Raw genomic sequence first — 24,387 nt, forward strand, 5'->3', positions numbered from 1 at the left:
ATCGGCAGAAGGGGGTGGCACCCATTGGGTGCTGCTCCAACTTTAGGTAGGTCGGCGGCCGATTCCGTCGCCGCGGCTCCCCGGCGCCGGTCGCCCCTGCCCTGGAAGGCCCGATAAGGTTGCTGCTGATCTCGGGTACGACATGCGGGTTGTCATCGCCGGGGCCGGTCTGGCCGGCCTGTCCTGCGCCAAATATCTCTGCGACGCCGGCCACACCCCGATCGTGCTCGAAGCCAGAGACGTGCTGGGCGGCAAGGTGGCGGCCTGGCAGGACGACGACGGCGACTGGTACGAAACCGGCCTGCACATCTTCTTCGGCGCCTATCGCAACATGCGCCAACTCTTTGCCGAACTGGACATCGAGGATCGTCTGCAGTGGAAGTCCCACTCGATGATCTTCAACCAGAAGGAGGTGCCCGGCACCTACAGCCGCTTCGATTTCCCTGATCTGCCGGCGCCGCTCAACGGGGTGGCCGCGATCCTGGGCAACAACGACATGCTGACCTGGCCGGAGAAGATCGCCTTCGGCCTCGGTCTGGTGCCGGCCATGCTGCGCGGCCAGGCCTATGTGGAGGAATGCGACAAGTACAGCTGGAGTGAATGGCTGCGGATTCACAATATCCCGGAGCGCGTCAACGATGAAGTCTTTCTCGCCATGAGCAAGGCGCTCAACTTCATCAACCCCGAAGAGATCTCCAGCACGGTGGTCCTCACCGCCCTCAACCGCTTTCTCCAGGAGACGGACGGCTCCAAGATGGCCTTCCTCGACGGCAATCCGCCGGAGCGGCTCTGTCAGCCGATGGTCGACTACATCGAGGCCCGCGGCGGTGAGGTGCATCTGGAATCGCCGCTCCGGGAGATCCGCATCGACAAGGATGGCGCCGTGACCGGCTTCCGCATCGGCGGCATCAAGGGGCGGCCCGAGCGGGAGGTCCAGGCCGACGCCTATGTGAGCGCCATGCCCGTCGATCCGCTCAAGCTGCTGCTGCCGGAGCCCTGGAAGCAACTGCCCTACTTCAGCAAGCTCGAGGGCCTGCGGGGGGTGCCGGTGATCAACATCCATCTCTGGTTCGACCGCAAGCTCACGGACATCGACCACCTGCTGTTCAGCCGCTCCGACCTGCTCAGCGTCTACGCCGACATGAGCAACACCTGCCGGGAGTATGCGGATCCCGACCGCTCCATGCTGGAGCTGGTGTTCGCCCCGGCCGCCGACTGGATCGGTCGCCCCGATGCGGAGATCGTGGCCGCCACCATGGAGGAGCTCAAGCGTCTGTTCCCCATCCACTTCACCGGCGACACCCCGGCCGTGCTCCGCAAGTCGGTGGTCGTCAAGACTCCCCTCTCCGTCTACAAGACCGTGCCGGGCTGCCAGCAGCTGCGGCCCTCCCAGGACTCCCCCATCCCGAACTTCTTCCTGGCCGGCTGCTTCACCATGCAGCGCTACCTGGCCTCGATGGAGGGGGCGGTGCTGAGCGGCAAGCTCTGTGCCGCCGCCGTTGACGCCCGCCTTTCCGGCAGCGGCCAGGGTCCGGCCCCCGCCCAGAGCCTGGCGACGGTGTGAGTGTGCTGGCCCCGCTGCCCCTCGACCACGCCTCCGATCTGGAGGAGGCCTACGAATCCTGCCGACAGGAGACGGCGCAGTGGGCCAAGACCTTCTACCTCGGCACGATGCTGCTGCCGCCGGCCAAGCGCCGGGCCATCTGGGCGATCTACGTCTGGTGCCGCCGCACCGACGAACTGATGGACAGCGCCCAGGCCCAGACGCTGTCGGCCGAGGTGCTGCTGGAGCGACTCGATGCCTGGGAGGAGCGCACCCGCGCCCTGTTCGCCGGCCATGCCGTCGATGGCCTCGACCGGGTGATGCTGGACACGATCGAGCGCTTCCCCCAGCCCCTGCAGGCCTACCTCGACATGATCGAGGGGCAGCGGATGGATGTGCTGCGCGACCGCTACGCCAGCTTCTCCGATCTCCAGCTCTACTGCTACCGGGTGGCGGGCACGGTGGGTCTGATGACCCAGGAGGTGATGGGGGTCGATGCGGCCTACACCTCCGCCCCCTGGAGCGAGCGGCCCGACACCTCGGAAGCGGCCGTGGCCCTGGGCATCGCCAACCAGCTCACCAACATCCTGCGGGATGTGGGTGAGGACCGCGGCCGCGGTCGCATCTACCTGCCCCAGGAGGATCTCGACCGGTTCGGTTACTCCGAGGCCGATCTGATGGCCGGCCGGCTCAATGAGAACTGGCAGGCGCTGATGCGGTTCCAGCTGGAGCGGGCCCGGGACTGGTTCAACCGCTCGGAGGCCGGCGTGCGCTGGCTGGCTCCCGATGCCCGTTGGCCGGTGTGGGCATCGCTGCGGCTGTATCGGGGGATCCTTGATGTCATCGAGAGGTTGGATTATGACGTCTTCAATCACCGCGCCTTCGTGCCCCGGGTCGGCAAATTGCTGGATCTCCCCCTCTCCTATGTGATCGCCCAGACGCGATGAAGCGGCGCCCCATCCGCCAGGCCCACCGCCTCAGCCTCCGCCTCAGCCGCACCCTCGCCGCCGCCGTCGCCAACGTCATCAGCGCCGGGCTGGCGCTGCCGGACCCGGCCCTGGCCCAGTCCCTGCCCGCCACCGTCAGTCCGCCCGAGGTGAAGGCCGTGGAGGGCCTGGGGGCCGGCTGGCCCGGCCCGATGCCCACCGGCGACCGTCTGCCCCCCCTGCCGCCCGACCTCCTGGGGGCCCTGACCATGGAGCAGGCGGCGGCCTGGGCCGTGGACCGGAATCCCGTGGTGCGCTCCGCCTATCAGTCGTTGGTGGCCACCCAGAACAGCCTCGGCGCCGCCTACGCCAGCTGGTGGCCGACCCTCAACCTCAGCCTCAACGGCGGGCCCTACGCCTCCAAGACCTTCTACAACTACCCCTTCAGCGCCTCCGCAGGCTTCCCCATCTCGGGTTCCGGTCTCAGCAGTGAGAGGGTGTTCGAGGCCAGCTATTTCCAGGCGATCGGCCAGATCGACACCACCTGGAACCTGATCGATCCCACCCGGTCGGCCACGATCTGGCAGAGCAAGTACCTGGTCCGCCAGGCGGCCGACACCTACGTGATCACCCGCCGCGACCAGCGCCTCAAGACCCAGTCGGCCTACATCGACCTGCAGCGGGCCCTGGCCGCCGTCCAGACCGGCCGCCAGATCGTCGAGAACGACGAGCTCCTCTATCGCCTCGCCCAGACGCGGGTGCAGATGGGGGTGGCCTCCCGCCTGGAGGTCTTCAAGCAGCAGACCGTTCTGCTGGCCGATCGCCAGGCCCTGCTGGCCGCCGAGCAGCAGGTGGAGACGGCCCGGGCCAACCTCGCCGAGCTGTTGGCCACCCCCAGCCCCGAGGCCCTCACGCCCGCCACGCCCTTCGCGCCCCTCGGCGCCTGGGGCCATTCCCTCGACGACTCGATCACGGCCAGCCTCGCCTACCGCAAGGTGCTGGAGCAGCAGCTGCTGGCCGTCAAGACGAACGAGGCCCAGGCCCAGATCTACCTGGCCACCTACCGCCCCACCCTGCAGCTGATCACGTCCCTGTACTGGACGAAGGGGGTGGGTTACCTCAACCAGGGCCCGCCGTTCGTGCCCAATGCCCGTTCCGACGAATGGAACGGATCGGCCCTGCTGCAGCTGACGTTCACGGGTTTCGACGGCGGCCAGGCCCGCATGAACGCCGCCGCCGCCCGCCGTCAGGCGGCGGCCGCCGCCGAGACCTACAGCGCCACCCTCCTGAAGGTGCGCAGCGAGGTCCAGTCCCTGGTGGCCCAGGCCCGCTCCGGCCGCAGCATCGTGCTGGCCGGTGCCGAACGGATCAAGGCGGCCAACGGGGCGTTGCGCCTCCAGACCCTGCGCTTCAACGCCGGCTACGGCACGATCACCGATGTGGTGCAGGCCCAGCAGGAAATCAGCCAGGCGGTGAGCTCCTACATCCAGAACCTGGCCACCTACAACGACACCCTGGTGCAGCTCAGCCGCTCGAGCGGCCTGCCGGTTCAGCCCGATCCCGGCCTTCTCCAGGCGGTGGGCGATCCCCTGCAGACCCTGCGTCTGCCGACGCGGATGGCCCAGATGCGCTGATCTGCTCCAGCCGCCGCTGGCGCATGGCCCGGGCCCGGGCACTGAGCTGCTCGAAGCCCGGGTCGTTGAGGATCGAGCAGACCTGACCCTGCAGCTCGCTGGCGTTGATGTTGATCTCCATCTGTCGGATCTGGTCCCGCAGGGAGTTCTCCCGGTCGGCCACGGCCCCCGACATCCGGTTGAAGGCCCGCACCAGCCGGCCGATGGCGTCGTCCGCCGGGTAGGTGAGGGCCTGATGATCCTTGCCGTCGGCGATGGCATCGGCGGCGGTCGCCAGCTCCCGCAGCTCCCGTCGGATGCCGCGCGCGATCAGCCAGGCGGCGACGCCACTGGCGCTGATCAGGATCAGGGTGAGGACCACCAGGCGGCGGACCATCTCGTCCTTGGCCTCCTGCATCGGCAGGAGGGCATCCGCCAGGGCCTCCTCCTCCACGGACACGACCGCCAGCCAGTTCCACTCCGGGAAGGCGGCGATGTAGAGGTGCTGCATCACGGGGGTGTCGGTGCCTGGGGGCCGGACCATGGCCCTGCGCTCGAAGGGCTGGCTGTGGCCCAGGGTGCGTGGATCCGGGATGCCACCGTTCTGCCGCAGGGCCAGGGCCAGGTCGACGCAGGCCTGGGTGTCCTCGGTCTGGTAGCTGCAGTACAGGCCCCCGGTGGGGGTGATGCCGAAGAAGGCCGCCTGGTGGGTCTCGGCGGGGAAGAGGCTGGAGCCGGCGGCGAGGAGCTTGGAGGCGGCCTGGGTGCTGACGTCCACCAGCAGGGCCAGGTGGCCTTCGCCGGGCTGGCGACCCGAAAGGACGGTCAGCCGGGCCATCCGCCATTCCCCATCCAGCTGCAGCATGGCGCTGCGACTCGTCTGCGCGGCCGGAGCGCCCTTGAAGAGGTGTTCGAAGTCGTCCACCGTGGCGGGCAGGGCCGGTGCGCCGGGCTCCAGGGCCAGGCCCTGGCTGGTGATGCCCGTGAGCCGGCGCCAGGTGCCGCTGGGGTCGCGGTAGTAGACGGCGGCCCGCTCCCGCAGCAGGGCCAGGGGGAGCCGCAGCTGATTGTTGAGCAGGGCGGGGGCCTGCTCCCGCGCCAGGGGCCGGCCCTTCCAGGACAGGCGGCCTTCGGTGTCCATCCGCAACGGCGCCAGGGCCCTGCGCAGGTCCTTGGAGTCCTCACGGATGACCCGGCTGAACTCCTCGGCCGACTTCCGGATGATGGAGGTGGTGACCGCCAGGGAGGAGAGGTTGTCGTGATCGAACATCGTGCTGATCTCGATCCGGGCCTTCTGGGCCAGGCGGATCGAGCCGATGGTGGCGAGCGCCAGGAAGATCGCCAGGCTCACGAGCGGGCCGCTGATCCCCAGGATCATCAGCCGCACGGAGAGGCGCAGGGGGCGCCCCTTCCTCACTCCCACTGTCCTCTGCGGCTGCCCGGCGAGCCGTTGGCGAATCGTCAAAAGGGCCTGCAACGCCATGCCTATGATTTTCCCACGTCCGTGAGATGGATCGCTTCATGACCAGGATCCTTTCCGTCCATTCCTTTCGCGGTGGAACGGGAAAATCCAACCTCTCGGCGAATCTGGCGGCCGCTTTCGCAGCCCGAGGGCTCAGGGTCGGCGTCTTCGACACCGATCTGGCTTCACCAGGAATCCATGTGCTGTTCGGGTTCACGGCAGGGCCGGAATCCCATACGCTCAATGATCATCTTCAGGGCTCGATTCCGATTGAAAAGTGCTCCTATGACGTCACACCTGCCTCGCTGGCAGGTGGCAAGGGGAGGATTCTCCTGGTGCCAGCCGCCATGGAGGGCGACCGGATCGCCCGGTTGCTGCGGGAAGGCTATGAAGTCGAGCGGCTCAACGATGCCCTGTTCAGCCTGGGACAGAGCCAGCGGCTGGATCTGCTGATCGTGGACACCCACCCCGGGATCAACGAGGAGACCCTGCTGTCCACCGCCATCTCCGACTGCCTGGTGATGGTGATGCGCCCCGATCAGCAGGACTACCTCGGCACCGCCGTGGCGATCGAGGTGGCCCAGAGACTGATGGTGCCGGAAGCCCGCCTCGTGGTGAACAAGCTGCCGCCCCATTTCGATGCCGAACAGGTGCGCGCCCGGGTGGCCCAGAGCTACGGCATTCCGGTCGGAGCGATCCTGCCCCTCAGCGATGACCTGCTCACCATCGCCAGTGGCAGCCTGGCCCTGGTGGATGTCCCCTCCCACCCCTGGAGCACCGGAGTGACCCAGCTCGCTGCCGACCTTGCCGATGCGCTCCTCTGAGCCCGCCAACGACAACGGCCCCGCCAACGACAACGGCCCCGCCAACGACAACGGCAATGACGCCGACGTCCGTGCCGGCGCCGACGGCCCCCTGCCTCCGGCCCTGCCGGAGGGGCCCCTGACGATGGCCCGGCTGGTGGCGCTTGAGCCCGCCGCCCTGCGCCGATTGCTGACCACGGGCCTGCGGGCCGGTCTGACGGAGGCCGAGCTCGACGCCGGCTGTGCGGCGGCAGCTGCCCCCGGGCAGAAGCCGGCCGACCTGCGGGCCCTTCTGCAGCAGCGGGGCTGGCTGGGCTGGGATCCCGACCGTCAGCGCTGGCGCACCCGCCTGGGCGCCACCACACCGTCGGCGCCGTCTCAGGCCTGATCCGCCAGGGCCAGCCACTCCTCCAGCACCGGGTTCACCCGGGAGGGATTCTCATCGTGGGGGCAGTGGCCGAGGCCGCCCAGGATGCGCAGGTCGTGGATGGAGGCGAAGGCCTCCGCCCAGCGCCGGGCCTCGGCCACCGGCTCCCACGGATCCGCCTCCCCCCAGAGCAGCCGGACCGGGCCGGGCAGTTCCGCCAGCAGGTCCGGGGCGAGCCGGTCGCGGAACAGGTTGATGAACCCCCGGAAGCTCTCCTCGGCGCCGGGGCTGCGGGCCGGGGTCAGCAGCAGCTGCACCAGCTGGTCGTCGATGCCGGCGCCGGAGGGGTAGGCGGCGCCCAGCACCCGGCGGATCACAGCCGGATTGGCCACCCAGCGGAACAGGCGGCCCGTGAGCCAGCGCTGGCGCACCAGGCGCTTGAGCAGGGGCCGGCCGATCCGGCGCAGCGGGGGCTGCTCGCTCAGGCGGCGGTCGTCGAGGCTGCGCTGGGCGCAGTCGATCAGGATCACCTGGCGGGCGTCATCACCGAGCCTGGCGGCGGCGGCCAGGGCCACGACGCCCCCGATCGAATTGCCCACCAGCTGCACCGGCGTGCCGACCACCTCCCGCACGAAGGCGGCCACCTGGTCGGCCCAGAGGTCGATGCCGTAGCGGAGCGCCAGCCCGTCCTCCGGCTCATCCTCGAGCCGGGAGGGGGGCTTGCTGCTGGCCCCGAAACCCACCAGGTCGATGGCGTACACCGGGCGCCGGCCGGCCAGTGCCGGCAGGTTGTGGCGCCAGTGCTCCTTGCAGGCGCCGAAGCCGTGGATCAGCAGCGCGGGCAGTGCCCCGGTCGCCTCCGGAAGCGCCGATGGGCGGGTCACGTAGCTGATCGACTGCCCCTGCCACGACCAGGTGCCCAGCCAGTCCGCCGGGAAGATCGTGCCGGCATCGGCCGGGGCTGGGACGGGCATGGGGCCTGACGGCGGGGGACTCAATGGGACCCCTTCCAGGGTTCGACCCTGCCATCTTCGATGGCCCAGATGCGATCGGCGTCATCGAGCAGGCGCAGGTCGTGGGTCACCAGCAGCACGGAACTGCCCCGCTTGCGGCAGAGGTCGCCCAGCAGGGCCACCACCTCCTGGCCGGAGGTGCTGTCGAGGGAGGCGGTGGGCTCGTCCGCCAGCACCAGATCGGGCTCGGGGGCGAGGGCGCGGGCGATGGCCACCCGCTGCCGCTGGCCGCCGGAGAGCTCGGAGGGGAAGTGGTGCAGCCGATGGCCCAGACCCACCGCCTCGAGCAGGGCGGTGGCCCGGTGTCGGCGCCGCTCGGGGTCCGGCTCGCTCAGCTGCAGCACGAGCGCCACGTTCTGCAGGCTGGTGAGGGAGGCCACCAGGTTGTGGCTCTGGAAAATGAAGCCGATGCGGCGGCGGATCTCCACCCGCATCCGCTCGCTGGAGCGCCGCACCTCACTGCCCAGCACCCGCAGGGAGCCCTCCTGGACCGATCGCAGGGCCCCCACCAGGGTGAGCAGGGTGCTCTTGCCGCTGCCGGAGGGCCCCACCAGCAGGGTGATCTCGCCGGGGTTCACCGTGAAGCTGATCCCGTGCAGGATCTCGCTGCGCAGCGGACCTTCCCCGTAGGCGTGGCGCAGATTCTCGGCGACGACAGGCAGCATCGGGGGATCAGAAGACGCTGGCCGGATCCGCATCCCGCAGCTTGTTGAGCGCGATGGCGGCCGCCACGGCGCAGACGCCGATGGTGAGGCTGAACACCAGCACGGTCTTGCCGGTGGTCATGACGATCTGGATGCCGGAGACGGCGGTGAGGAAGGCATAGAGGGCGGCGCTCGCCACCAGGGCGGGCACGAAGGAGGAGATCGCCAGGATCGAGGCCTCCTGCAGCACCAGCAGCAGCAGGAAACGGTTGCGGAAGCCCAGGGCCTTGAGGGTGGCGTACTCGTGCAGGTGGTCGCTGACATCGGTGTACAGCACCTGATAGACGATCACCCCCCCCACCAGCAGGCCCATGATCGTGCCGAAGCCGAAGATGATGCCGAAGGAGGAGCTGGTGTTCCAGTAGTTCTGCTCGTTGGCGATCAGTTCCGGCTTGGTGAACACCTGCAGCTGACTGCCGTAGAGGGCCCGCAGGTGGCGCTGGACGGGGGCGATGGCGGCCGGATCGCTGACGCGGATCAGGCCCATGGAGATCTCGCCCTCGTTGATCTGCTTGTAGGCGAGCTGCAGGGCCGTGGTGTCGCTGCTGATCAGGTTGCTGTCGGCGGCGAAGGTGGAGCCGAGGCGGAACAGGCCCACCACCCGGAAGGTCTTGGAGTAGTCGGAGAGGATCATCGTCTGGCTCCCCTGGGCCTTCACCGCCGCCGCCACCGGGCCGGTGTTGCTGTTGCCGGCCGCATCGAAGAGCACGTAGCCCGGGGTGCGGATGCGGTCGATCTGCTCGCGCACCGGCGCCAGATCGAGAATCTGCTGGTCGGGATCAAAGCCGATCAGGCGCAGGCTGGTGGGCTTGATCCCACCCATCTGCTGGGCGTTCACATTGGCGACATAGACGGGGATGACATCGCTCACCCCCGGCACGCCCAGCGACTGATAGAGCTGGGACTGGGGGAACTGCTGGAAGGCGCCGCTGTCGCGGGTGCCGGGGCTGATCACCACCAGATCGGTGATCAGGGCCTGGTAGAAGGTGGTGGCGCTGGTCAGCAGGCCCGACTGGAAGCCCAGCTGCATGAACATCAGCAGGGCGGCGAAGCCGATGCCGGTGACGGCCACCAGGTAACGGATCGGCTGGCGTTTCAGCTGCAGCCAGGCCACCGGCAGATCGCCCAGGCTGCGCCTCAGGGAGCGGCCGATCACGGCAGGAAGCGGACGTTCACGTTCAGCCCGCTGAGCCTGGCGAGGCGGGCGGAGTCGGCGGGGCTCAGGCCGATCTTCACCAGCACCACCCGGGCATTGACGTTGTTATTGGAATTGACGCTGAACAGGTCGCGGTCGGAGACCTCCCCGGTGATCTCCTGCACCCGGCCCTGGAGCCTGCCGCTGAAGCCGCCGCTCTCCGGCCAGATCTCCACCGGCTGGTCGGGGCGCACCTGGGGAATGTCGCTCTGGAACACCTGGGCCCACACCTGCATGGCCCCGACCTGGCCGATCTGGGCGAGCCCCTGGTCGGTTTCCTTCATGCCCGGCCAGCTGTAGATCCGCAGCAGCTTGCCGTCGAGGGGGGAGCGGATCTCGGCGTTCCTGAGCTGGCTGCGGGCCTGGGCCAGGTTGGCCTTGGCCACCGCCACGTCGGCGACGGCCACCTGCCGGTCGACCGGGCGGACGGTGAGGTTGTCGTAGAGGGTGCCCTTGAGGGCCTGAATGTTGGCCTGGCCCTGGGCGAGGGCCGCATCGGCCTTGCCGAGTTCCTCCTCGGAGATCGCCCCGGCCTTGAACAGCTCCACACTCTTCTGCTGGCTGATCTTGAGGTAGGGAATCACCACCTGCTCGGCCTTGAGATCCGCTTCGGCCTTGGCCCGGGCCCCCTGGCGCGCCCCCGCATCGACCTGGGCCAGCTTGGCCTCGCTGAGGGCCAGCTGGCTTTCGGCCTGAACGACCCCCTTGCGCAGGCTGGCCCAGCTGCTGAGGAAGCCCAGCAGCTGGCCGCGGCGGATGGTGGCCCCCTCGGAGACCAGCCACTTGTCGACCACCTCCGAGCCCCCGCTGTTGCCCGAGGCGGTGGACAGGGACACGACGCCCCCCTGGGGGGTGAGCCGTCCGAGGGCGGTCACGGCCCGGGGCGCCAGGGGCAGCGGCGGTGGAGCCGGGCGGTGGCTCAGCTGCCAGCCCGCCAGCCCCAGCACGGCCAGCACCGACACCGTCGCCAGCTTCTGGCGGCCGCTGCCCCAGGCACGCTCCCGCCAGAAGCGCTGCAGGCCCTGGAGCCTGTCGACGTGCGGCGCTTCCGTCACGAACCGAGGGGCTCCGGGCGCGCCATGGTAGCCGCCGGTTCCGCGCTCAGCCAGCGGCGGTGCATGCGGCGGTATTCGATCGAAAGGATGTCGGAGGCCACATGCCGCTCCTGGGTGAGATCCAGGGGGACGGGGGTCGGGCGCTGGCTGCGCACCACCCCGTGGTCCTCCTCGAAAATGGTGCGCGAGATGGCGATCGACTGGGCTTCGCTGCCGGGCAGCCGCCAGCGCTTGCGTTTGGAATACTTCACCCAGCGGGCGAGGGTGTGGGTGTCGCTCTGGGGCAGGCTGGCGTTGAAGAAGATGAAACGCAGCTGGTCGCCGATGCTGGTGTCGACGATGTTGAGGTTGGGGTAATAGAAGCTGAAGGTGGTGGTGGCGCAGAGGGGGCCGTTCTGACCGGAGAGGGTGCGCAGCAGCTTCAGGGCCCCCTTCACCGGCAGCTCGAAGCTCACCGTGGCGGCGATCATCCGATCCTCCTTGCGGAGATCAACGGGAACCGACAGGGGTGAATCCTGGCTGGCGAAGGTGCTCTTGTGCACCCAGTAGGCATGGGAATTGTCGAGGTTGGACTCGATCACCCGGCTGTAGTGGGTCTCCCAGTCGAAGCTGCTCTCCACGTGGCCCCAGGCGTCGTCGGGGAAGACGGGCAGATCGGGCAGCAGGGCCGGATCGGGCGGTCCGGAGCCCCACCACATCCAGATGAAGCCCCGGGATTCGACCGCCGGCCGCTCCCCCACCAGGGCGCTGCGGGCCGGCGGACTGGCGCCGGCCGGCTCGGCGGGGGCCTCCAGGCAGGTCCCGTCGGCGGCGAATTTCCAGCCATGGAACGGGCAGCGCAGGCACCCCTCCTCCTCCAGCCGCCCCAGGGCCAGGGAGGCCCCCCGGTGGGGGCAACGGTCGCTGAACAGCCGGGGCCGGCCTTCCGCATCCGGGAAGAGCACGAAATCGTGGCCCGCGAAGGGGACGGCCACCGGGCCTTTCCGGAAGGCGAACGAAGAGGCGACGGCGTACCAGCAGTTCGAAGCCAGTTGGGACACCTGGGATGGGGATGTCTCTGAGGCGGACCCAGATAAGGCCCCAGATACGGCCCCAGATACAGACCCAGCGACTGACATGCTCTGCCGATGCTGAGCGGATCTTAGGCGAACCGTCCCGATCGAGAGTGCGACACCCCTTAGATTGGCGCCGCCGCCAAGGTTGGGTCGCCCCACACTGCCGTCCGCATGATCCGCAAGTGATTCGCAAGCTGCGCAGTCCTCTGGCGATCGTGTTTCTCACCCTGTTGCTGGACAAGCTGGGCGAAAACATCGTCTATCCCCTGCTCCCCTTCATCCTCGAGAAGTTCTCTCCCGACGGACTCACCCTGGGGTTGCTGGCCTCCACGGCCACCCTCTTTTCCGTGCTGGCGTCACCGATCATCGGCTCCCTCAGTGATGCCTGCGGCCGCAGGCCGGTGATCCTCCTGTGCGTGGCCATCAACGCCCTGTCCCTGTTCATGTTCGGCCTCGCCGGCACGCTGGGGCTGATCTTTCTCTCCAGGGCGATCAACGGTGTCTCGACCGCGACGGTGGGCACGGCCCAGGCCTACATTTCCGACATCTCCACTCCGGCCAACCGGGCCCGCAACTTCGGCATCAGCGGCGCGGCCTTCGGCCTCGGGGCCATCGCCGGTCCGGCCCTGGGGGGGGCGCTGGTGGGATTCGGCATGCGCATTCCGGTGTTCGTGGCCGCCGCCCTGGCGGCCTACAACTTCCTGATGGCGTTTCTGTACCTCAAGGAGACCCTGCCGCTCCAGAACAGGCCCCGCTTCCAGTGGTCCCAGATCAACGGCCTGGCCCCGGTGATGGCCCTGCTGGCGCTGCCGAAGGCGAATCGGGTGGCGCTGGCGTTCTGCTGCTTCAATTTCGCCTTCAGCGGCTTCACCACCCTGCTGGTGCTCTATCTGAAGGATCAGTTCTCCTGGTCGGCGTCGCAGTCGAGCGGCATCTTCGTGGTCGTCGGCCTCACCGTCACCTACGTGCAGGTGGCGCTCACGGGCCCGCTGGTGCGGCGCCATGGGGAGGCCCGGCTCAACATCTACGGCCTGGTGGCGGTCGCCGCCGGCATCGCCCTGATCCCCCTGGCCCGGGTCTTCGGCGCCGCCGCCGCCGTCGTGATCGTCACGGCCGCCGTGATGCTGTCGGTGGGGGCGGCCTGCGTGATCCCCACCGCCCGCAGCCTGGTCTCGCGGCTGGTCCCGGAGAACCGGCAGGGCGTGATGCTGGGCAGCCTGCTGGCGATCACGGGCCTGGCCAGTGCCCTGGGTCCGATGCTGGCGGGGGTGCTCTACGACCTCTCCCCCACCCTCTGCTTTCTGCTCCAGGCGGTGGTCTGCCTGCTGGGGGCGCCCCTGCTGCGCGGCATCAGGGAACCCGTGCCGGTGCCCGTCGACATCGCCGGCTGAACTGGTGCGCAGAAGAGGGCGCCTCAGACGCGGGCGCGCTCGCGCATCATCCGCCGGTATTCCACCAGGATCAGGTCGGAGTCGATCAGCACCTCGTGGGAGCCGCGGAAGGTCACCCGTTTGGGCTCCTGTTCACTGATCACGGCGGCGTCCTCCTTGGAGATCTGCAGGCCCGTGTCCAGGGTGATGCGATCGAACAGCCGGTTCAGCACCGGCGTGGCGGTGAGGAAGTTGCGGCCGTTGGTGACCCGGACGGTGGTTTCAGCGTCGTTGTCGGGCACGTGGGCCTGCAGCGCCGCCAGGGTCAAGGCGCCGAAATGGATGATCGAGACCACCACGTTGGGGTACAGGAAGCGGTACTCCTTGTAGGCATTGGCGCTGTCCCCCTTCAGCAGCAGGCGGGTGAGGCCGTTGAGCTTCTTGACCTTGATCGGCATGCGCCCGTAAAGGCTGCCGGGTTGCACCTGCACCGGATAGTGCTCCAGGCTGAAGTCGGTGGCCGGGTCCACCCGTCCGATGCTCTTGCCATGCACGAAGGCGGCGTGGGTGGGGTCGATGCCGTTCTCGATCGTGCGGGTGAAGTGGGTGGCGTAGGTGTAGGCCATGTCACCGCCGGCCCGCAGGGTCAGTCCGTCCAGTTCCGGGATGGGGAGCACATCGCCATCGGGGCTGGCCTGGTGGCCGGCCAGCCACAGCCACACGAATCCGTGCCGCTCCCGGGTGGGGTAGGTGCGCAGCCGCGCCTGGCGCGGGATCGATTCCTCGGCCCGCAGGGCCGGGATGTGCACGCAGCTGCCCTGGGCGTCGTACTGCCAGCCGTGGTAAGGGCAGACCAGGCGGTCCCCCGTCGCCCAGCCCGCCGCCAGGGAGCAGCCCCGGTGGGCGCAGCGGCCATCGAAGGCCAGCACCCGGCCGCCGCCATCGCGCATCAGCACCACCTCCCGGCCCTGGAAGCGGTGGGCCAGGGGCTGGGCACCCACCTGGCTGGAGAGCCCGACGGCGTACCAGCAGTCGGTGGGCCAAGGCGAGGGGGGCTGCATCTCAGGGCGTGGGGGCAGTGGCGGAGGCCGGGCAGGCCCGGGCCAGGGCGCGCCGGTAAGCCAGGATCAGCTGGTCGGAGGCCAGCAGCAGCTCATCCCCCTGGGTGCTCCAGGAGGGGCCCGGGGGCTGGGTTTCCACCACGGCCCGGTCCTCCTCGTAGGTGTCGACCGTGTTGCGGATCGAGTTGCCGTCGGCCCAGCGATAGGGGAGGAAGTTGCGCACCCCGATCCACTTGGTGAGGGTGGTGTGGTCGTCGACGGGGATGTTGCTGGCGAAATAGATGTACTGATAGCCCTTCCAGTTGAAGTCCAGGGCGATCCTGTTGATGTTGGGAAGGTAGCCGGTGAGGGTGGAGCTGGAGTGGCTCCTTTTCCTCTTGACGATGTACTTCAGCAGGCCCACCCGGGCCGGTGGCTTCAGCTTGTGATGGGTGGACACCAGGCCCGGTTCGCTGACGATCTCCAGGCTCTCCACGCTCGCGTCCTCCCGGTTGCCGAAGAAGGGCCGGTGCACGAAGGGGGCGTGGGAGGTGTCCAGAGCCGACTCCACCACCCGGCTGAAGTGGGCGTTCCAGGTGTAGGACCCGCTCACCGCCCGCCAGCCCGGCTGCCCCAGTTCCGGGAAGGGGGGGATGGGCACCTCGGAGGCCCGCCCGGCCTCGCCGGGAAAGATCCAGACGAAGCCGGACTGCTCCCTGACGGGGAAGGTGGCCATGCGGGCCAGGGCGGGGATGGGCGTACCCGGCGGATCGGCAGGAATCCGGACGCAGTGCCCGTCCACGTCGTAGCTCCAGCCGTGGTACGGGCAGCGCACGCAGGAGCCCTCCACCCATCCCCGGGCCAGGCTGGCGCCGCGGTGGGCGCAGTAGTCCGCCAGCGCGTGGGCCTGGCCGGCCCCATCGCGGAAGAGCAGGTAGCGGCGCCCCAGGAGGGTGACGGAAACGGGTTGGTCGCGGAGCCCGTGGGCATGCTCCACCGCATACCAGAAGTTCTCGAGTCCCTGGGTCATTCCTCAGCCGGGCGCGACACGGGTTCCATGGGCCGACCGCCCCTGTTTAGCACCATCGGGGCCGGGAACCAAGTTGAAACGGCTGAAGCAATTAGACTGCCGCCCTGTTGAACGGCGACCGTTGCGCAAGCTTCACCTGGATCCCGGTGAGTTCGCCTACCGCAGTGGAGAGAGTGGTCAGGAGGTGTACCTCGTCCGCACCGGGGAGATTGAACTGATCACCCTGTATCCCGAAACCGGAGAAGGTGTCGACGGTCACCATGGCCCCGGCCACGTGTTCGGTGAGGTGGAGCTCATCGACGGCCGTGCCCGCACCCATACCGCCAGGGCCGCCAAGCCCACGGAACTGCTCGTCTTCAACCGCGACGAGCTGATGGATCTGCTGTTCGAGCACCCCGAGCGCAGCCTCGTGCTGGGACGCAGCGTCTTCGACCGCCTCCGGGACCTTTACACCAACGGGACCCTGGAGTCCGACCTGGCGCGCCTGCGCGAGGAGATGCAGGCCAGCATCCGGGACGCGGTCGTGGCCCATGAGGGGCGGGTGGTGCGCAGCCACAACGGCATGGCCGCCATCGCCGTTCCGATCGTGCTGATGGTGCTGCTGGCGATCGGTTCCTACTGGTACTTTCACCGGGGTTGAGCCGGCGGCCCGGCCGTCCCAGCCCCGTCCCTCCCAGGCGACACCGAGTCCTGTCCCCGTCACCGAGCCCCGTTCCATGAGCATCCAGCCGGTCCCGCCCGAGGAGAAGGAGCAGGCCCTCTCCGCCTTCCGGGAGCTGATCAGCGCCGATGTGGAGGCCGGCATCGACAACCACGAGCGCAAGATGACGCGCCTGGGGTTCGTCTTTCTGGCGATCTTCGTCGGCGTGATCGGCCTGATGGCCGTCCTCCCCTGACACCGCCCCCGCGCCCGGCGGGCCAGCGGGTCGGGGGGACGGTGCCGGATCAGACCGCGGCCTTCTGGTTGGCCAGCAGGCTCTTCAGCTTGGCCAGTTCACCGGCCCAGCGGGGATCGGGGGCGCCTTCGCCGACGGCGTCGGCATGGACCACCTTGTTGACGCTCTTGCGGGCGGCCGTCGGGGCGCTGCCGGGACGGCGGTCGCCGCCGGCGCCGCCGCGGACCTCACGGCGCTGCTCGGAGATCTCGATGCGCAGGGTGCTGCCGCCGAAGTCCTTGCCGTTGAGCTGGGCGATCACCGCCTCGGCCTGGGCCAGGTCGTCGACGTTGGCGAAGCCGAAGCCACGGCAGGTCCCGGTCTCCCGGTCGTTCACCGCCTTGAAGCGAACCCCTTCTCCCACGCTCGAGAAGAGAGCATCCAGCTCTTTGGCATCAAAGGTTTGCGGCAGGTTGCCGACATAGAGACGAACGCTCATGGGGAGGGGCTCAGGAAAGGGAAAAACTCTGGCAGGCGGTGCGATCGCGCCATTGCATCCAGCAGTTAATCACGCCGCCGGTCCGACTCCGCTTCGGGTTCCCGCCGCTCCAGCCAGAGTCGGGCGGCGGCAAGGGCCGCCTTGACCGCACCCTGGTCCGCCAACTCCGCTGTGTCCGTCGCTGCGGTTTCACCCAGTCGACCGAAGGCCCGTTCGGCCGTCAGGTGGTCGATCAGCTGGCCCAGCCGCGGCCCCGGGGGGATGGCCAGGAGCTGCTGCAGCCGGCGGCCGTCCAGGGGCGGGCGCGGATGGAACAGGCGATCCGCCGGGTCCCGCCAACGGTCCAGGGCCGCCCGTGCCGCCCCGGGATCGAGCTGCAGCAGCAGGGCGGGCAGATCCGCCTCCAGCTGGCGGTGCAGCGGCAGCCGCTCCGCCTCGGCCAGGCTCTCCAGGGACAGCCGGCCCCCGGGCGAAGCGCTGCGCTGGAGCCGCTCGTGCCAGTCCCGCAGCCGCTGGCAGCGCTGCTGCAGGCGCCGGCTGGCCCGCAGCCGCTCCAGGGTCGGGCCGTCGAGCACCGCCGCCAGCCGGGCCAGCGGCAGGGCCCAGGCCTCCGTCGGCGTCAGGCCGCAGGCTTCCGGCCGTTGCGGCCCCAGGGGCTCCAGCCGGTCCTCGGACCCATCGGCGGCTCCCCAGGGCTGGAGCAGCCCCGCCTCCAGGGCCCGCCCCAGCCCCCGGTGCCCCTCGGGGGCGGCCGCCAGCCGTTCCAGCTCCGCCAGCACCCGCTCCCCGGCGACGGTGGTGATCCGCTGCCGATGGCGCCCGATCAGCTCCCAGGTGGCCGGGGCGATGCGGAACGCCAGTTCGCAGGCCAGCCGCACCCCCCGCAGCAGCCGCAGGGGGTCATCGAGCAGGTTGGCTTCGCTGATGGCCACCAGCCGGCGTGCCGCCAGATCCGGCAGCCCGCCGCAGGGGTCGATCAGCCGCAGATCCGCCGCTGATCTGCGGCCCGGCGGCAGCGCCCCCTCCAGGGGCAGGGCGATGGCGTTGGCGGTGAAGTCCCGGCGGGTCAGATCGGCGGCCAGATCCCCACCGGCGCAGCGGGCCAGGTCGATCGTCCAGCCCTGCAGCACCAGCCGGGCGATCGAGCGCTCCGGGTCGAGCACCACGCAGCTGCCCCCCAGCTTCCGCCCCAGGCTCCGGGCCAGGTCGATGGCGTCCACGGGCACCACCAGGTCCAGATCCGGCCGGGCGGTCAGACGGCCCAGCAGGCCGTCCCGGACCGCTCCGCCCACCAGCGCCGTGCCCGCCGGCAGCTGGTGGGGGGCCACCGGCCAGGTCTCGGGCGCCAGGGCCCGCCACAGTTCAGGGACTTGACGTCCCGGCTCGCACGCCACAATGGGCGCCCTGCTGGGCCGCGGCGGCATGTGCATCTGCGTGGATTGCCACTGGGTCGAGCGGTGTCAGGCCTACCACGCGGTCGAGCGTCAGCACGGCGTCGCCCACCTCAATCCCGAGCCCGACTTCCGCCCCCGCCAGCCGCGTATCCACGTGCAGGTGGTCGATCTCGATGGCGTCGGCACCAGCGTCGGGGTGGAGTGGGATGTGCGGGCCTGCTCCGATTTCCGCTCCGACCCGGGCCGCTGGCGTCGCTGCCGCCCCGAGGGACCGCTGCCGACATGAGTCCTCCCCCCGACCCGGACGGCCGCCCCTGGCTGCTGGCCCTGCACAGCTCCAGCGAGAGCCTCGGCGTGGGGCTGCAGCGCCTCGGGGCGACGGCCCCCGAGCGGCTGGAGACGTTCCCCCTCGGACGCTCCCTCTCCAATGGGCTGTTCGATGGCCTGGAGTCGGTGCTGCCGGCCAGTGCCTGGCCACGGCTGGGTCGCCTGGCGGTGGCCACCGGCCCCGGTGGCTTCACCGGCACCCGCCTGACGGTGGTGCTGGCCCGCACCCTGGCCCAGCAGCTGGCGCTGCCCCTTGATGGGATCAGCAGTTTCCGCCTCATGGCCCGCCGCCTGCTCACCGGACCAGAGCCGCCCGGCGGTGACGGCCCCTTCTGGTTGGTGCAGGAACTGCCGCGGCGCGGGGTGGTGGCGGGGCTCTACGGCGCCGACCCTGGCCAGCCCGGCGGTGTCGCCGAGCTGGAGGCGCCCCGGCTGCATCGCGACCGGGAGGCGCTGGCCCCGCACCCGGTCCGTCCGGCCCTGGTGCAGCTGCCGGAGGACGTGATCCAGCTGCTCGGCATCAGCGGGGCGAACGCTGCCGAGGGACGGGCCGCCCCCTGGCAACCGGTGCTGCCCCTCTATCCCACCAGTCCGGTGGAGGCGCTCCCATGCTGAGCCGCCCCGGCCCCCGACCCGGTGCGGGTCCCCAGCCCCGGCCACGCCGCCGTCGCTCGCGTCGTGCCGCCACCGACGCCATTACCCCGGCCGTCGCCCCCCAGCGCTCCCGCCGCGGGCCGCGCCGCCGGCGACCCGTTTCGGGGCGGGTGGTGCTGGCGGGCCTGGCGGGACTGGCCCTGCTGTGGCTGTCGCGGGGCGGATGGTGGCCCACGCCGCCGCCCCCCCAGATGATCCTGGTGCTGGGGGGGGATGCCGACCGGGAGGCGGCGGCGGCCCGCCTGGCCCGGGTGGACGGCCTGCCGGTGGTGGTCACCGGCGGCACCAACCCCGAGTACGCCCACTGGCTGTTCCTGCAGAAGGAGGGTCTGTCCCCCCGCCAGGTCCAGCTCGACTACCGGGCCCGCGACACGGTGTCCAACTTCACCTCCCTGGTGGACGACCTGCGCAAGGCCCGGATCCGCCATGCCCTGCTGGTCACCTCCGCCGACCACATGGAGCGGGCCCTGCTGGTGGGGCGGATCGTGGCCGGCAGCCGCGGCATCCATCTCACCCCCGTTCCCGTGCCCTGCGGCGAGCTCTGCGTCGTCGAGGGCCGGAGGCGCCTCTGGGGAGACGGTGCCAGGGCGGCCCTGTGGGTGGTCAGCGGTCAGGACATCAGGCCGTGGGTGGAAGAGCGGGTGGCTCCCTGGCTGGAAAGAGCAGGGATCCGCTGATCGGCCCCAGGTCGAGCATCCGGTTGATCTGCTCCTGGGCGGCGCGGGTGGCGGCGTCCAGATCGGGACGGCGCCGGGAGGCCGGCGGCGGGATCGGGGTGCCGATGCGGATGTGGATCGGCACCAGCCGGGGGCCGTGGCCGCCGGGTCCCAGGGCCCGGTGGCTGTTGATGATCGCCACCGGCAGCAGCGGCACCCCGGCCCGGGCCGCCAGCAGGGCCGCCCCCGGCTGGGGGGCATTGACGCGGCCGTTCGCCTGCCGGGTGCCGTCGATGAACACGCCGGTGGCCCAGCCCTGCAGGAGCCGGTCGGTGGCGGTGCGGATCGCTTCGCGGTCGCCGGCACCGCGTTCCACCGGGTAGGCGCCGCAGGCCCGGATGATCGGGCCCAGCAGGGGCACCCGGAACAGCTCCGCCTTGGCCATGAAGGCCACCGGCCGGCCGAGGGCGTGCCCCAGCAGCGGCGGATCCAGGTGGGAGCCGTGGTTGGCCACCACCACCACGGCCCCCTCCAGGGGCACGTTGTCGTTGCCGGTGGTCCGGCCCCGGAACAGCAGCCGGAAGACGGGAAACACCAGCAGATAGCTGATCAGCCGGTAGGTGAGGCTCGGCTTCGGCGTGCTCAGCAGGGCGGGGGGGTCGGCCGGGGGCCGGCGGCGGCGTCTCACTGGCCCAGGTCGCCGCTGCCGGCGATCTGGGCGGTGCCGAGGCCGGGGCAGCTGCGCTTGATCAGGCCGGAGAGCACGTTGCCCGGTCCGATCTCCACGGCGGTGCTGATGCCCTCGGCCTGCAGCCGGTCCATCGTCTCCCGCCAGCGCACCCCCAGGGTCATCTGCCGGCGAAGGCGGTCCTTGAGCACCGTGGCGTCGGTCTCGGGCCGGGGATCGGCGTTGCTGAGCACGGGGATGAGGGCGTCGGCGAACGGCACGGCCTCCAGTTCGGCGGCGAAGGCCTCGGCGGCGGCGGCCATGAAGGGGGAATGGAAGGCACCGGAGACCTCCAGGGGAATGGCCCGCTTGCACCGCACCGCGGCGGTCACGCTGGCCAGCGCCTCCGGGGTGCCGGAGAGCACCACCTGGGCGGCGCTGTTGTCGTTGGCGATCACCACCCCCTCGGTGGCGGCCACCGCCTGCTCGAGCTCGTCCCGCTCGAAGCCCATCACGGCGGTCATGGCGCCGCCGCCGGCGGCGGCCATCAGTTCGCTGCGGCGGCGCATCAGCGTCAGGCCGGTCTCGGCATCGAAGACCCCGGCGGCATACAGGGCCACCAGCTCACCCAGGCTGTGGCCCGCCACCAGCCGGGCGCTGCGGCCCTGGCCGTGGAGCGCGTCCACCAGCAGGCTCTCGACCACGAACAGGGCCGGCTGGGTGTTGCGGGTGTCGTTGAGGTCGCGGGGTTCGCCGGCCTCAGCACCCGCGCAGATGGCCAGCAGGTCGCGGCCGAGCAGCTCGGAGGCCCGATCGAAGCGCTCCCGGGCCCCCGGCAGGTCGATCACCCCGTCGGCCATGCCCGGCTTCTGCGAACCCTGTCCCGGAAACACCCAGGCGATGGCCATGCAAGCCTCCCGTGCAACGGCAGGAGATTAGGGCTCGGCTGGGGGGGCCCCCGGACCGCTCCAGCGGAACAGGGCGGCGCCCCAGCTGAGGCCGGCGCCGAAGCCGCTGCTGGCGATCAGGTCGCCGGCGCCGACCCGTCCGTCGCGGACGGCTTCGTCCAGCATCAGCGGGATCGTGGCGGCGGAGGTGTTCCCGTAGGCCGAGAGGTTGCTGAGCACCCGCTCGGCGGGCATGGCGAAGCGCTCGGCCACCGCATCGAGGATGCGCTGGTTGGCCTGGTGCAGCAGCAGCCAGTCGACGTCGGCGGCGGCGGTGCCCGTGGCCTCGAGCAGCTCCGCCAGCACGGCGGGCACTTCGCGCACGGCGAACTTGTAGACCTCCTGGCCGTTCATGTGGATCGGCGCGAAGCCGCCCACCTGGGCGGAGAGATCCCCCACCAGGGGCCGGTGCTCGGCCACCTGGGCCAGGGTGAGGCAGGCGTTGCGGCTGCCGTCCGAGCGCATGCGGAAGCCCACCAGGCCGTCGTCGGCCGGATCACAGGCCTCCACGGCCAGGGCGCCGGCCCCGTCGCCGAACAGAACGCAGGTGCGGCGGTCGTCCCAGTCGAGCCAGCGGCTCAGCTGGTCGGCGCCGATCACCAGCACCCGCCGCATCGTGCCGCCGCGGATGTACTGGGCCGCCGTGATCAGGGCGAACAGGAAGCCGCTGCAGGCCGCCGTGAGATCGAAGGCCACCGCCCGGTGGGCCCCCAGGGCCGCCTGCACCCGCGGGGCGGTGCCGAACAGGTCGTCCGGGCTGGAGGTGGCCAGCAGGATCAGATCCACCTGCTCGGGGGCCCAGCCCGCATGGGCCAGGGCCGCCCGGCCCGCCGCGGCGGCCAGGCTGGTGACGGTTTCCCCGGGGCCGGCCACGCGCCGGGCACCGATGCCGGTGCGGCTGCGGATCCAGCCGTCGTTGGTCTCGACCCGCTCGCTCAGCTGGTCGTTACTGATGCTGGCGGCGGGGAGGGCGCGACCGCAGCCCACCAGAGCCATTCCCCGCCAGGCGGCCGTGGTCCCCGTCGTGTCTGAGCCGAGCGGCACCCATTCGGTTCACAGGTGGGCTCAGTCAACCACAGGTGCTTGCCACTCCGGCGCTCCCCTTGCCGAGGGCGTGCAGGTCGTCCATGACGCCGTGGCTGGCGGCGGAGTGGGCCAGCCGCAGGGCGCTCACCACCGAGAGGGCCCGGCTGCTGCCATGGCCGATGACGCAGACCCCGTCGACCCCGAGCAGCAGGGCGCCGCCGTGCTCGGCATGGTCAAGGCGCTTCTTGATCCGCACCAGGTTGCTGCGCAGGAACGCCGAGCCCACCTTGCCCCGCCGGCCCCGGGGCAGCTCGGCCCGCAGCACGTCCAGCAGGACGCTGCCCACCGATTCGAGGAATTTGAGGAGCACGTTGCCGGTGAAGCCGTCGCAGACCACCACGTCGAAGTCGCCGGAGAGGATGTCACGCCCCTCGCAGTTGCCGGCGAACACGAAGCGCTCGTCGCCCGCCAGCAGCGGGTGGGTGCGCAGGCAGAGGTCGTTGCCCTTGCACTCCTCCTCGCCGATGTTCACCAGGCCGATGCGGGGGCGCTTCACCTGCAGCACGTCGCGGCTGTAGATGTTCCCGAGCAGGGCGAACTGGTGCAGCCATTCGGGCTTGCAGTCCATGTTGGCGCCCACGTCGAGCACCAGCACCTGCTGGCTGGGGTCCTTGGTGGGGAACAGGGCGCCGATGGCCGGGCGGTCGATGCCGGCCAGCCGGCCGAGGCGGAAGATCGCCGCCGCCATCACGGCACCGGAGTTGCCGGCGGAGTAGACGGCGGTGGCCTCGCCCTGCTTGACCAGGTCCATGGCCACGTTGATGCTGGCGTCGCGCTTGCGGCGCACCACGGTGGCCTCCTCGTTCATGCCCACCGACGGACCGCTGGCCACCACCTGGATCAGGCCGCGCTGCGCCGCCTCCGCCAGCTCCTGGCCCAGGCCCATGGCGGCCACCGCCTGCCGCAGCGGCTCCGGCTCGGCCACGAAACGGATGCGCAGGGGCAGCAGGGCCACGGCCCGCAGGCAGCCCTCCAGGATCGGCCCCGGGGCGTGGTCCCCGCCCATGCCGTCGACGGCCACCCAGAGGCGCTGGCGGTCGTCGATGGCGGCGCCGGTGTGGCTGCCCTGCTGCAGGCGCCGCAGCGGATCGAACACCAGGGGCTGGAGCACCGAGCCCGCCACGTTGGTGGCGGCGCCGGCCATGCTGCCGGCCACCGACACCGCCCCCGAGGCGGCGCCGCTGGCGGTGGCGGTGGCGGTGCCCACCAGGCTGGTGACGGCGGCGTTGCGCCGGTACCAGATCACCAGGCGGCGGATCGTGCGGTTGGGTTTGGGGCGGTTGGAGGCGAAGCGACGGCCGTCGCGCCCTGCGCCTTCAGGATCCTTCGGTGGCAACGGGTTCAACGATGCGCTGGAACAGATAGCCGGTGCCCCGGGCCGTGAGGATCAGCTCGGGGTTGGCCGGATCATCCTCCAGTTTGGAGCGCAGCCGCGAGATGTGGACATCCACCACGCGGGTGTCCACGTGACGCTCGGGCGTGTAGCCCCACACCTCCTTGAGGATCTCGCCGCGGCTGAAGGGCTCGCCGGAACGGCTCACCAGCAGCTCCAGCAGGCTGAACTCCATGCCGGTGAGGCGGATGCGCTCGTCGCCCCGGTACACCTGACGCTTGTTGGTGTCGATGCGGAGATCGCCCACCTGGATCACGCCGGAGTTGGGGATCCCGGCGCCCGGGTCCTTCTCCACCCGCCGCAGGACGCAGCGGATGCGGGCCTCCAGTTCCTTGGGGCTGAAGGGCTTGACGACGTAGTCGTCGGCGCCGAGCTCCAGGCCGGTGATGCGGTCGGCCACGTCACCGAGGGCGGTGAGCATCACGATCGGCACGTCCGATTCCTTGCGCAGCTCCTGGCAGACGCCGTAGCCGTCGAGCTTGGGCATCATCACGTCGAGCACCACCAGGTCCGGCAGGACGCGGTGGAAGGCTTCGATGGCCTCCTCGCCGTCGCTGGCGGTGACCACCTGGTAGCCGATCATCGAGAGACGCGTCTCGAGGATGCGGCGAATGCTGGCCTCGTCATCGACGACGAGGATCGTTTCCTTGGCGGTGGGGGAGGCCGTCATTGCGCGGCGAGGAGAATGCAACACGGTTCCGACCCACTGAACC

26 protein-coding genes are annotated in these 24,387 nt (G+C 70.5%); 11 read left to right on the top strand and 15 right to left on the bottom strand.

The features are described from left to right. Window positions 1-142 precede the first annotated feature (142 nt). The 3 genes from pds to L107_RS10990 are packed head-to-tail and all read left to right on the top strand — an operon-like array spanning window position 143 to window position 4,103. Entirely contained in the window at window positions 143-1,564 is a 1,422-nt protein-coding gene (gene pds, locus L107_RS10980; protein WP_159818783.1) for a 15-cis-phytoene desaturase, read from the top strand. Then, entirely contained in the window at window positions 1,561-2,490 is a 930-nt protein-coding gene (locus L107_RS10985; protein ID WP_370515484.1) for a phytoene synthase, read from the top strand. Before pds ends, L107_RS10985 begins: the two co-directional genes overlap by 4 nt. Beyond that, window positions 2,487-4,103 (top strand): TolC family protein, encoded by a 1,617-nt coding sequence (locus tag L107_RS10990; RefSeq protein WP_159818785.1) that lies wholly within the window; start codon window positions 2,487-2,489, stop codon window positions 4,101-4,103. Before L107_RS10985 ends, L107_RS10990 begins: the two co-directional genes overlap by 4 nt. Here L107_RS10990 and L107_RS10995 read toward each other — a convergent pair. After that, window positions 3,994-5,499 (bottom strand): HAMP domain-containing protein, encoded by a 1,506-nt coding sequence (locus L107_RS10995; RefSeq protein WP_159818787.1) that lies wholly within the window; start codon window positions 5,497-5,499, stop codon window positions 3,994-3,996. The genes L107_RS10990 and L107_RS10995 overlap by 110 nt on opposite strands. Window positions 5,500-5,603: 104 nt before the next feature. Between L107_RS10995 and L107_RS11000 the strand changes: the two genes are divergently transcribed. Together L107_RS11000 and L107_RS11005 are read left to right on the top strand one after the other, a co-directional pair. Next, complete coding sequence (locus L107_RS11000; RefSeq protein ID WP_159818851.1) at window positions 5,604-6,368, top strand: MinD/ParA family protein; 765 nt, start codon at window positions 5,604-5,606, stop codon at window positions 6,366-6,368. After that, window positions 6,355-6,735 (top strand): hypothetical protein, encoded by a 381-nt coding sequence (locus L107_RS11005; RefSeq protein ID WP_159818789.1) that lies wholly within the window; start codon window positions 6,355-6,357, stop codon window positions 6,733-6,735. Before L107_RS11000 ends, L107_RS11005 begins: the two co-directional genes overlap by 14 nt. Here the strand turns inward: L107_RS11005 and L107_RS11010 are convergent. The 5 genes from L107_RS11010 to L107_RS11030 are packed head-to-tail and all read right to left on the bottom strand — an operon-like array spanning window position 6,726 to window position 11,799. Continuing rightward, window positions 6,726-7,688: an alpha/beta fold hydrolase gene (locus L107_RS11010; protein ID WP_159818791.1), complete on the bottom strand. Its 963-nt coding sequence runs from the start codon at window positions 7,686-7,688 to the stop codon at window positions 6,726-6,728. The genes L107_RS11005 and L107_RS11010 overlap by 10 nt on opposite strands. Window positions 7,689-7,708: 20 nt before the next feature. Beyond that, the gene (locus L107_RS11015) at window positions 7,709-8,392 is read right to left on the bottom strand and encodes an ABC transporter ATP-binding protein (RefSeq protein ID WP_106219301.1); all 684 of its coding nucleotides are present in this window, start codon (window positions 8,390-8,392) and stop codon (window positions 7,709-7,711) included. A 7-nt stretch (window positions 8,393-8,399) separates the two neighbouring features. After that, window positions 8,400-9,587 (bottom strand): ABC transporter permease DevC, encoded by a 1,188-nt coding sequence (gene devC / locus L107_RS11020; RefSeq protein WP_106219300.1) that lies wholly within the window; start codon window positions 9,585-9,587, stop codon window positions 8,400-8,402. After that, entirely contained in the window at window positions 9,584-10,681 is a 1,098-nt protein-coding gene (locus tag L107_RS11025; RefSeq protein WP_159818793.1) for an HlyD family efflux transporter periplasmic adaptor subunit, read from the bottom strand. Before L107_RS11025 ends, devC begins: the two co-directional genes overlap by 4 nt. After that, window positions 10,678-11,799, bottom strand: a complete 1,122-nt coding sequence (locus tag L107_RS11030; RefSeq protein ID WP_255451613.1) for an aromatic ring-hydroxylating dioxygenase subunit alpha — start codon at window positions 11,797-11,799, stop codon at window positions 10,678-10,680. The genes L107_RS11025 and L107_RS11030 overlap by 4 nt, the downstream gene beginning before the upstream one ends. A 119-nt stretch (window positions 11,800-11,918) precedes the next feature. On the opposite strand from L107_RS11030, the gene L107_RS11035 reads away from it, so the two are divergent. Then, entirely contained in the window at window positions 11,919-13,127 is a 1,209-nt protein-coding gene (locus L107_RS11035) for an MFS transporter (protein ID WP_159818797.1), read from the top strand. 23 nt (window positions 13,128-13,150) lie between these two features. Here the strand turns inward: L107_RS11035 and L107_RS11040 are convergent, their stop codons facing one another. Beyond that, window positions 13,151-14,167: an aromatic ring-hydroxylating dioxygenase subunit alpha gene (locus L107_RS11040; RefSeq protein WP_159818799.1), complete on the bottom strand. Its 1,017-nt coding sequence runs from the start codon at window positions 14,165-14,167 to the stop codon at window positions 13,151-13,153. 1 nt (window position 14,168) lies between these two features. Beyond that, window positions 14,169-15,176, bottom strand: a complete 1,008-nt coding sequence (locus L107_RS11045) for an aromatic ring-hydroxylating dioxygenase subunit alpha (RefSeq protein WP_159818801.1) — start codon at window positions 15,174-15,176, stop codon at window positions 14,169-14,171. A 121-nt stretch (window positions 15,177-15,297) separates the two neighbouring features. Between L107_RS11045 and L107_RS11050 the strand changes: the two genes are divergently transcribed. Together L107_RS11050 and L107_RS11055 are read left to right on the top strand one after the other, a co-directional pair. Next, window positions 15,298-15,816 (top strand): cyclic nucleotide-binding domain-containing protein, encoded by a 519-nt coding sequence (locus L107_RS11050; protein WP_159818803.1) that lies wholly within the window; start codon window positions 15,298-15,300, stop codon window positions 15,814-15,816. A gap of 76 nt (window positions 15,817-15,892) precedes the next feature. Continuing rightward, the gene (locus tag L107_RS11055) at window positions 15,893-16,072 is read left to right on the top strand and encodes a hypothetical protein (RefSeq protein WP_159818805.1); all 180 of its coding nucleotides are present in this window, start codon (window positions 15,893-15,895) and stop codon (window positions 16,070-16,072) included. Between the two features lie 49 nt (window positions 16,073-16,121). On the opposite strand, the gene L107_RS11060 is transcribed toward L107_RS11055, so the two are convergent. Both L107_RS11060 and L107_RS11065 read right to left on the bottom strand, forming a co-directional pair. Further along, window positions 16,122-16,550 carry an RNA-binding protein gene (locus L107_RS11060; RefSeq protein ID WP_106219292.1) on the bottom strand — a complete coding sequence of 143 codons (429 nt, stop codon included), beginning with the start codon at window positions 16,548-16,550 and terminating at the stop codon, window positions 16,122-16,124. Between the two features lie 65 nt (window positions 16,551-16,615). Next, window positions 16,616-17,878, bottom strand: coding sequence for a CCA tRNA nucleotidyltransferase (locus tag L107_RS11065; protein ID WP_236550634.1), 1,263 nt, complete (start codon window positions 17,876-17,878; stop codon window positions 16,616-16,618). Window positions 17,879-17,972: 94 nt separating this feature from the next. Here L107_RS11065 and L107_RS11070 point away from each other — a divergent pair, with 94 nt between their 5' ends. From L107_RS11070 to L107_RS11080, 3 genes are read left to right on the top strand one after another with little or no spacing between them, the layout of a single operon-like run. Next, the gene (locus tag L107_RS11070; RefSeq protein ID WP_159818853.1) at window positions 17,973-18,230 is read left to right on the top strand and encodes a Ycf34 family protein; all 258 of its coding nucleotides are present in this window, start codon (window positions 17,973-17,975) and stop codon (window positions 18,228-18,230) included. Then, the gene (gene tsaB, locus L107_RS11075; RefSeq protein ID WP_159818809.1) at window positions 18,227-18,886 is read left to right on the top strand and encodes a tRNA (adenosine(37)-N6)-threonylcarbamoyltransferase complex dimerization subunit type 1 TsaB; all 660 of its coding nucleotides are present in this window, start codon (window positions 18,227-18,229) and stop codon (window positions 18,884-18,886) included. The genes L107_RS11070 and tsaB overlap by 4 nt, the downstream gene beginning before the upstream one ends. Next, window positions 18,880-19,602, top strand: a complete 723-nt coding sequence (locus tag L107_RS11080; protein ID WP_159818811.1) for a YdcF family protein — start codon at window positions 18,880-18,882, stop codon at window positions 19,600-19,602. The genes tsaB and L107_RS11080 overlap by 7 nt, the downstream gene beginning before the upstream one ends. On the opposite strand, the gene L107_RS11085 is transcribed toward L107_RS11080, so the two are convergent. The 5 genes from L107_RS11085 to rpaB all read right to left on the bottom strand — a co-directional run bounded on the left by L107_RS11085 (window position 19,544) and on the right by rpaB (window position 24,344). Then, a complete protein-coding gene (locus L107_RS11085) occupies window positions 19,544-20,269 on the bottom strand; it encodes a 1-acyl-sn-glycerol-3-phosphate acyltransferase (RefSeq protein ID WP_159818813.1) in 726 nt (241 codons plus the stop codon). The genes L107_RS11080 and L107_RS11085 overlap by 59 nt on opposite strands. Next, window positions 20,266-21,156 (bottom strand): ACP S-malonyltransferase, encoded by an 891-nt coding sequence (fabD, locus tag L107_RS11090; protein ID WP_159818815.1) that lies wholly within the window; start codon window positions 21,154-21,156, stop codon window positions 20,266-20,268. Before fabD ends, L107_RS11085 begins: the two co-directional genes overlap by 4 nt. A gap of 27 nt (window positions 21,157-21,183) precedes the next feature. Beyond that, on the bottom strand, window positions 21,184-22,191 hold the full coding sequence (locus tag L107_RS11095; RefSeq protein ID WP_159818817.1) for a beta-ketoacyl-ACP synthase III: 1,008 nt from the start codon (window positions 22,189-22,191) through the stop codon (window positions 21,184-21,186). 73 nt (window positions 22,192-22,264) lie between these two features. Then, window positions 22,265-23,617, bottom strand: coding sequence for a phosphate acyltransferase PlsX (gene plsX / locus L107_RS11100; RefSeq protein WP_159818819.1), 1,353 nt, complete (start codon window positions 23,615-23,617; stop codon window positions 22,265-22,267). Then, a complete protein-coding gene (gene rpaB, locus L107_RS11105) occupies window positions 23,598-24,344 on the bottom strand; it encodes a response regulator transcription factor RpaB (RefSeq protein ID WP_015110442.1) in 747 nt (248 codons plus the stop codon). The genes plsX and rpaB overlap by 20 nt, the downstream gene beginning before the upstream one ends. Window positions 24,345-24,387 lie beyond the last annotated feature (43 nt).

The organism is Cyanobium sp. Copco_Reservoir_LC18 (assembly GCF_009834675.1).
Lineage (GTDB): Bacteria > Cyanobacteriota > Cyanobacteriia > PCC-6307 > Cyanobiaceae > Cyanobium > Cyanobium minutissimum.

Excerpts from the sequence above, each read along its gene's own strand:
- tsaB (WP_159818809.1), top strand. The coding sequence starts at position 18,227 with ATGAGTCCTCCCCCCGACCCGGACGGCCGCCCCTGGCTGCTGGCCCTG.
- L107_RS10990 (WP_159818785.1), top strand. The coding sequence starts at position 2,487 with ATGAAGCGGCGCCCCATCCGCCAGGCCCACCGCCTCAGCCTCCGCCTC.
- pds (WP_159818783.1), top strand. The coding sequence starts at position 143 with ATGCGGGTTGTCATCGCCGGGGCCGGTCTGGCCGGCCTGTCCTGCGCC.
- L107_RS11045 (WP_159818801.1), bottom strand. The coding sequence starts at position 15,176 with ATGACCCAGGGACTCGAGAACTTCTGGTATGCGGTGGAGCATGCCCAC.
- L107_RS11060 (WP_106219292.1), bottom strand. The coding sequence starts at position 16,550 with ATGAGCGTTCGTCTCTATGTCGGCAACCTGCCGCAAACCTTTGATGCC.
- L107_RS11070 (WP_159818853.1), top strand. The coding sequence starts at position 17,973 with ATGTGCATCTGCGTGGATTGCCACTGGGTCGAGCGGTGTCAGGCCTAC.
- L107_RS11040 (WP_159818799.1), bottom strand. The coding sequence starts at position 14,167 with ATGCAGCCCCCCTCGCCTTGGCCCACCGACTGCTGGTACGCCGTCGGG.
- L107_RS11015 (WP_106219301.1), bottom strand. The coding sequence starts at position 8,392 with ATGCTGCCTGTCGTCGCCGAGAATCTGCGCCACGCCTACGGGGAAGGT.
- L107_RS11000 (WP_159818851.1), top strand. The coding sequence starts at position 5,604 with ATGACCAGGATCCTTTCCGTCCATTCCTTTCGCGGTGGAACGGGAAAA.
- L107_RS11030 (WP_255451613.1), bottom strand. The coding sequence starts at position 11,799 with ATGTCAGTCGCTGGGTCTGTATCTGGGGCCGTATCTGGGGCCTTATCT.
- L107_RS11055 (WP_159818805.1), top strand. The coding sequence starts at position 15,893 with ATGAGCATCCAGCCGGTCCCGCCCGAGGAGAAGGAGCAGGCCCTCTCC.
- L107_RS11095 (WP_159818817.1), bottom strand. The coding sequence starts at position 22,191 with ATGGCTCTGGTGGGCTGCGGTCGCGCCCTCCCCGCCGCCAGCATCAGT.
- rpaB (WP_015110442.1), bottom strand. The coding sequence starts at position 24,344 with ATGACGGCCTCCCCCACCGCCAAGGAAACGATCCTCGTCGTCGATGAC.
- L107_RS11010 (WP_159818791.1), bottom strand. The coding sequence starts at position 7,688 with ATGCCCGTCCCAGCCCCGGCCGATGCCGGCACGATCTTCCCGGCGGAC.
- L107_RS11005 (WP_159818789.1), top strand. The coding sequence starts at position 6,355 with ATGCGCTCCTCTGAGCCCGCCAACGACAACGGCCCCGCCAACGACAAC.
- fabD (WP_159818815.1), bottom strand. The coding sequence starts at position 21,156 with ATGGCCATCGCCTGGGTGTTTCCGGGACAGGGTTCGCAGAAGCCGGGC.
- L107_RS11080 (WP_159818811.1), top strand. The coding sequence starts at position 18,880 with ATGCTGAGCCGCCCCGGCCCCCGACCCGGTGCGGGTCCCCAGCCCCGG.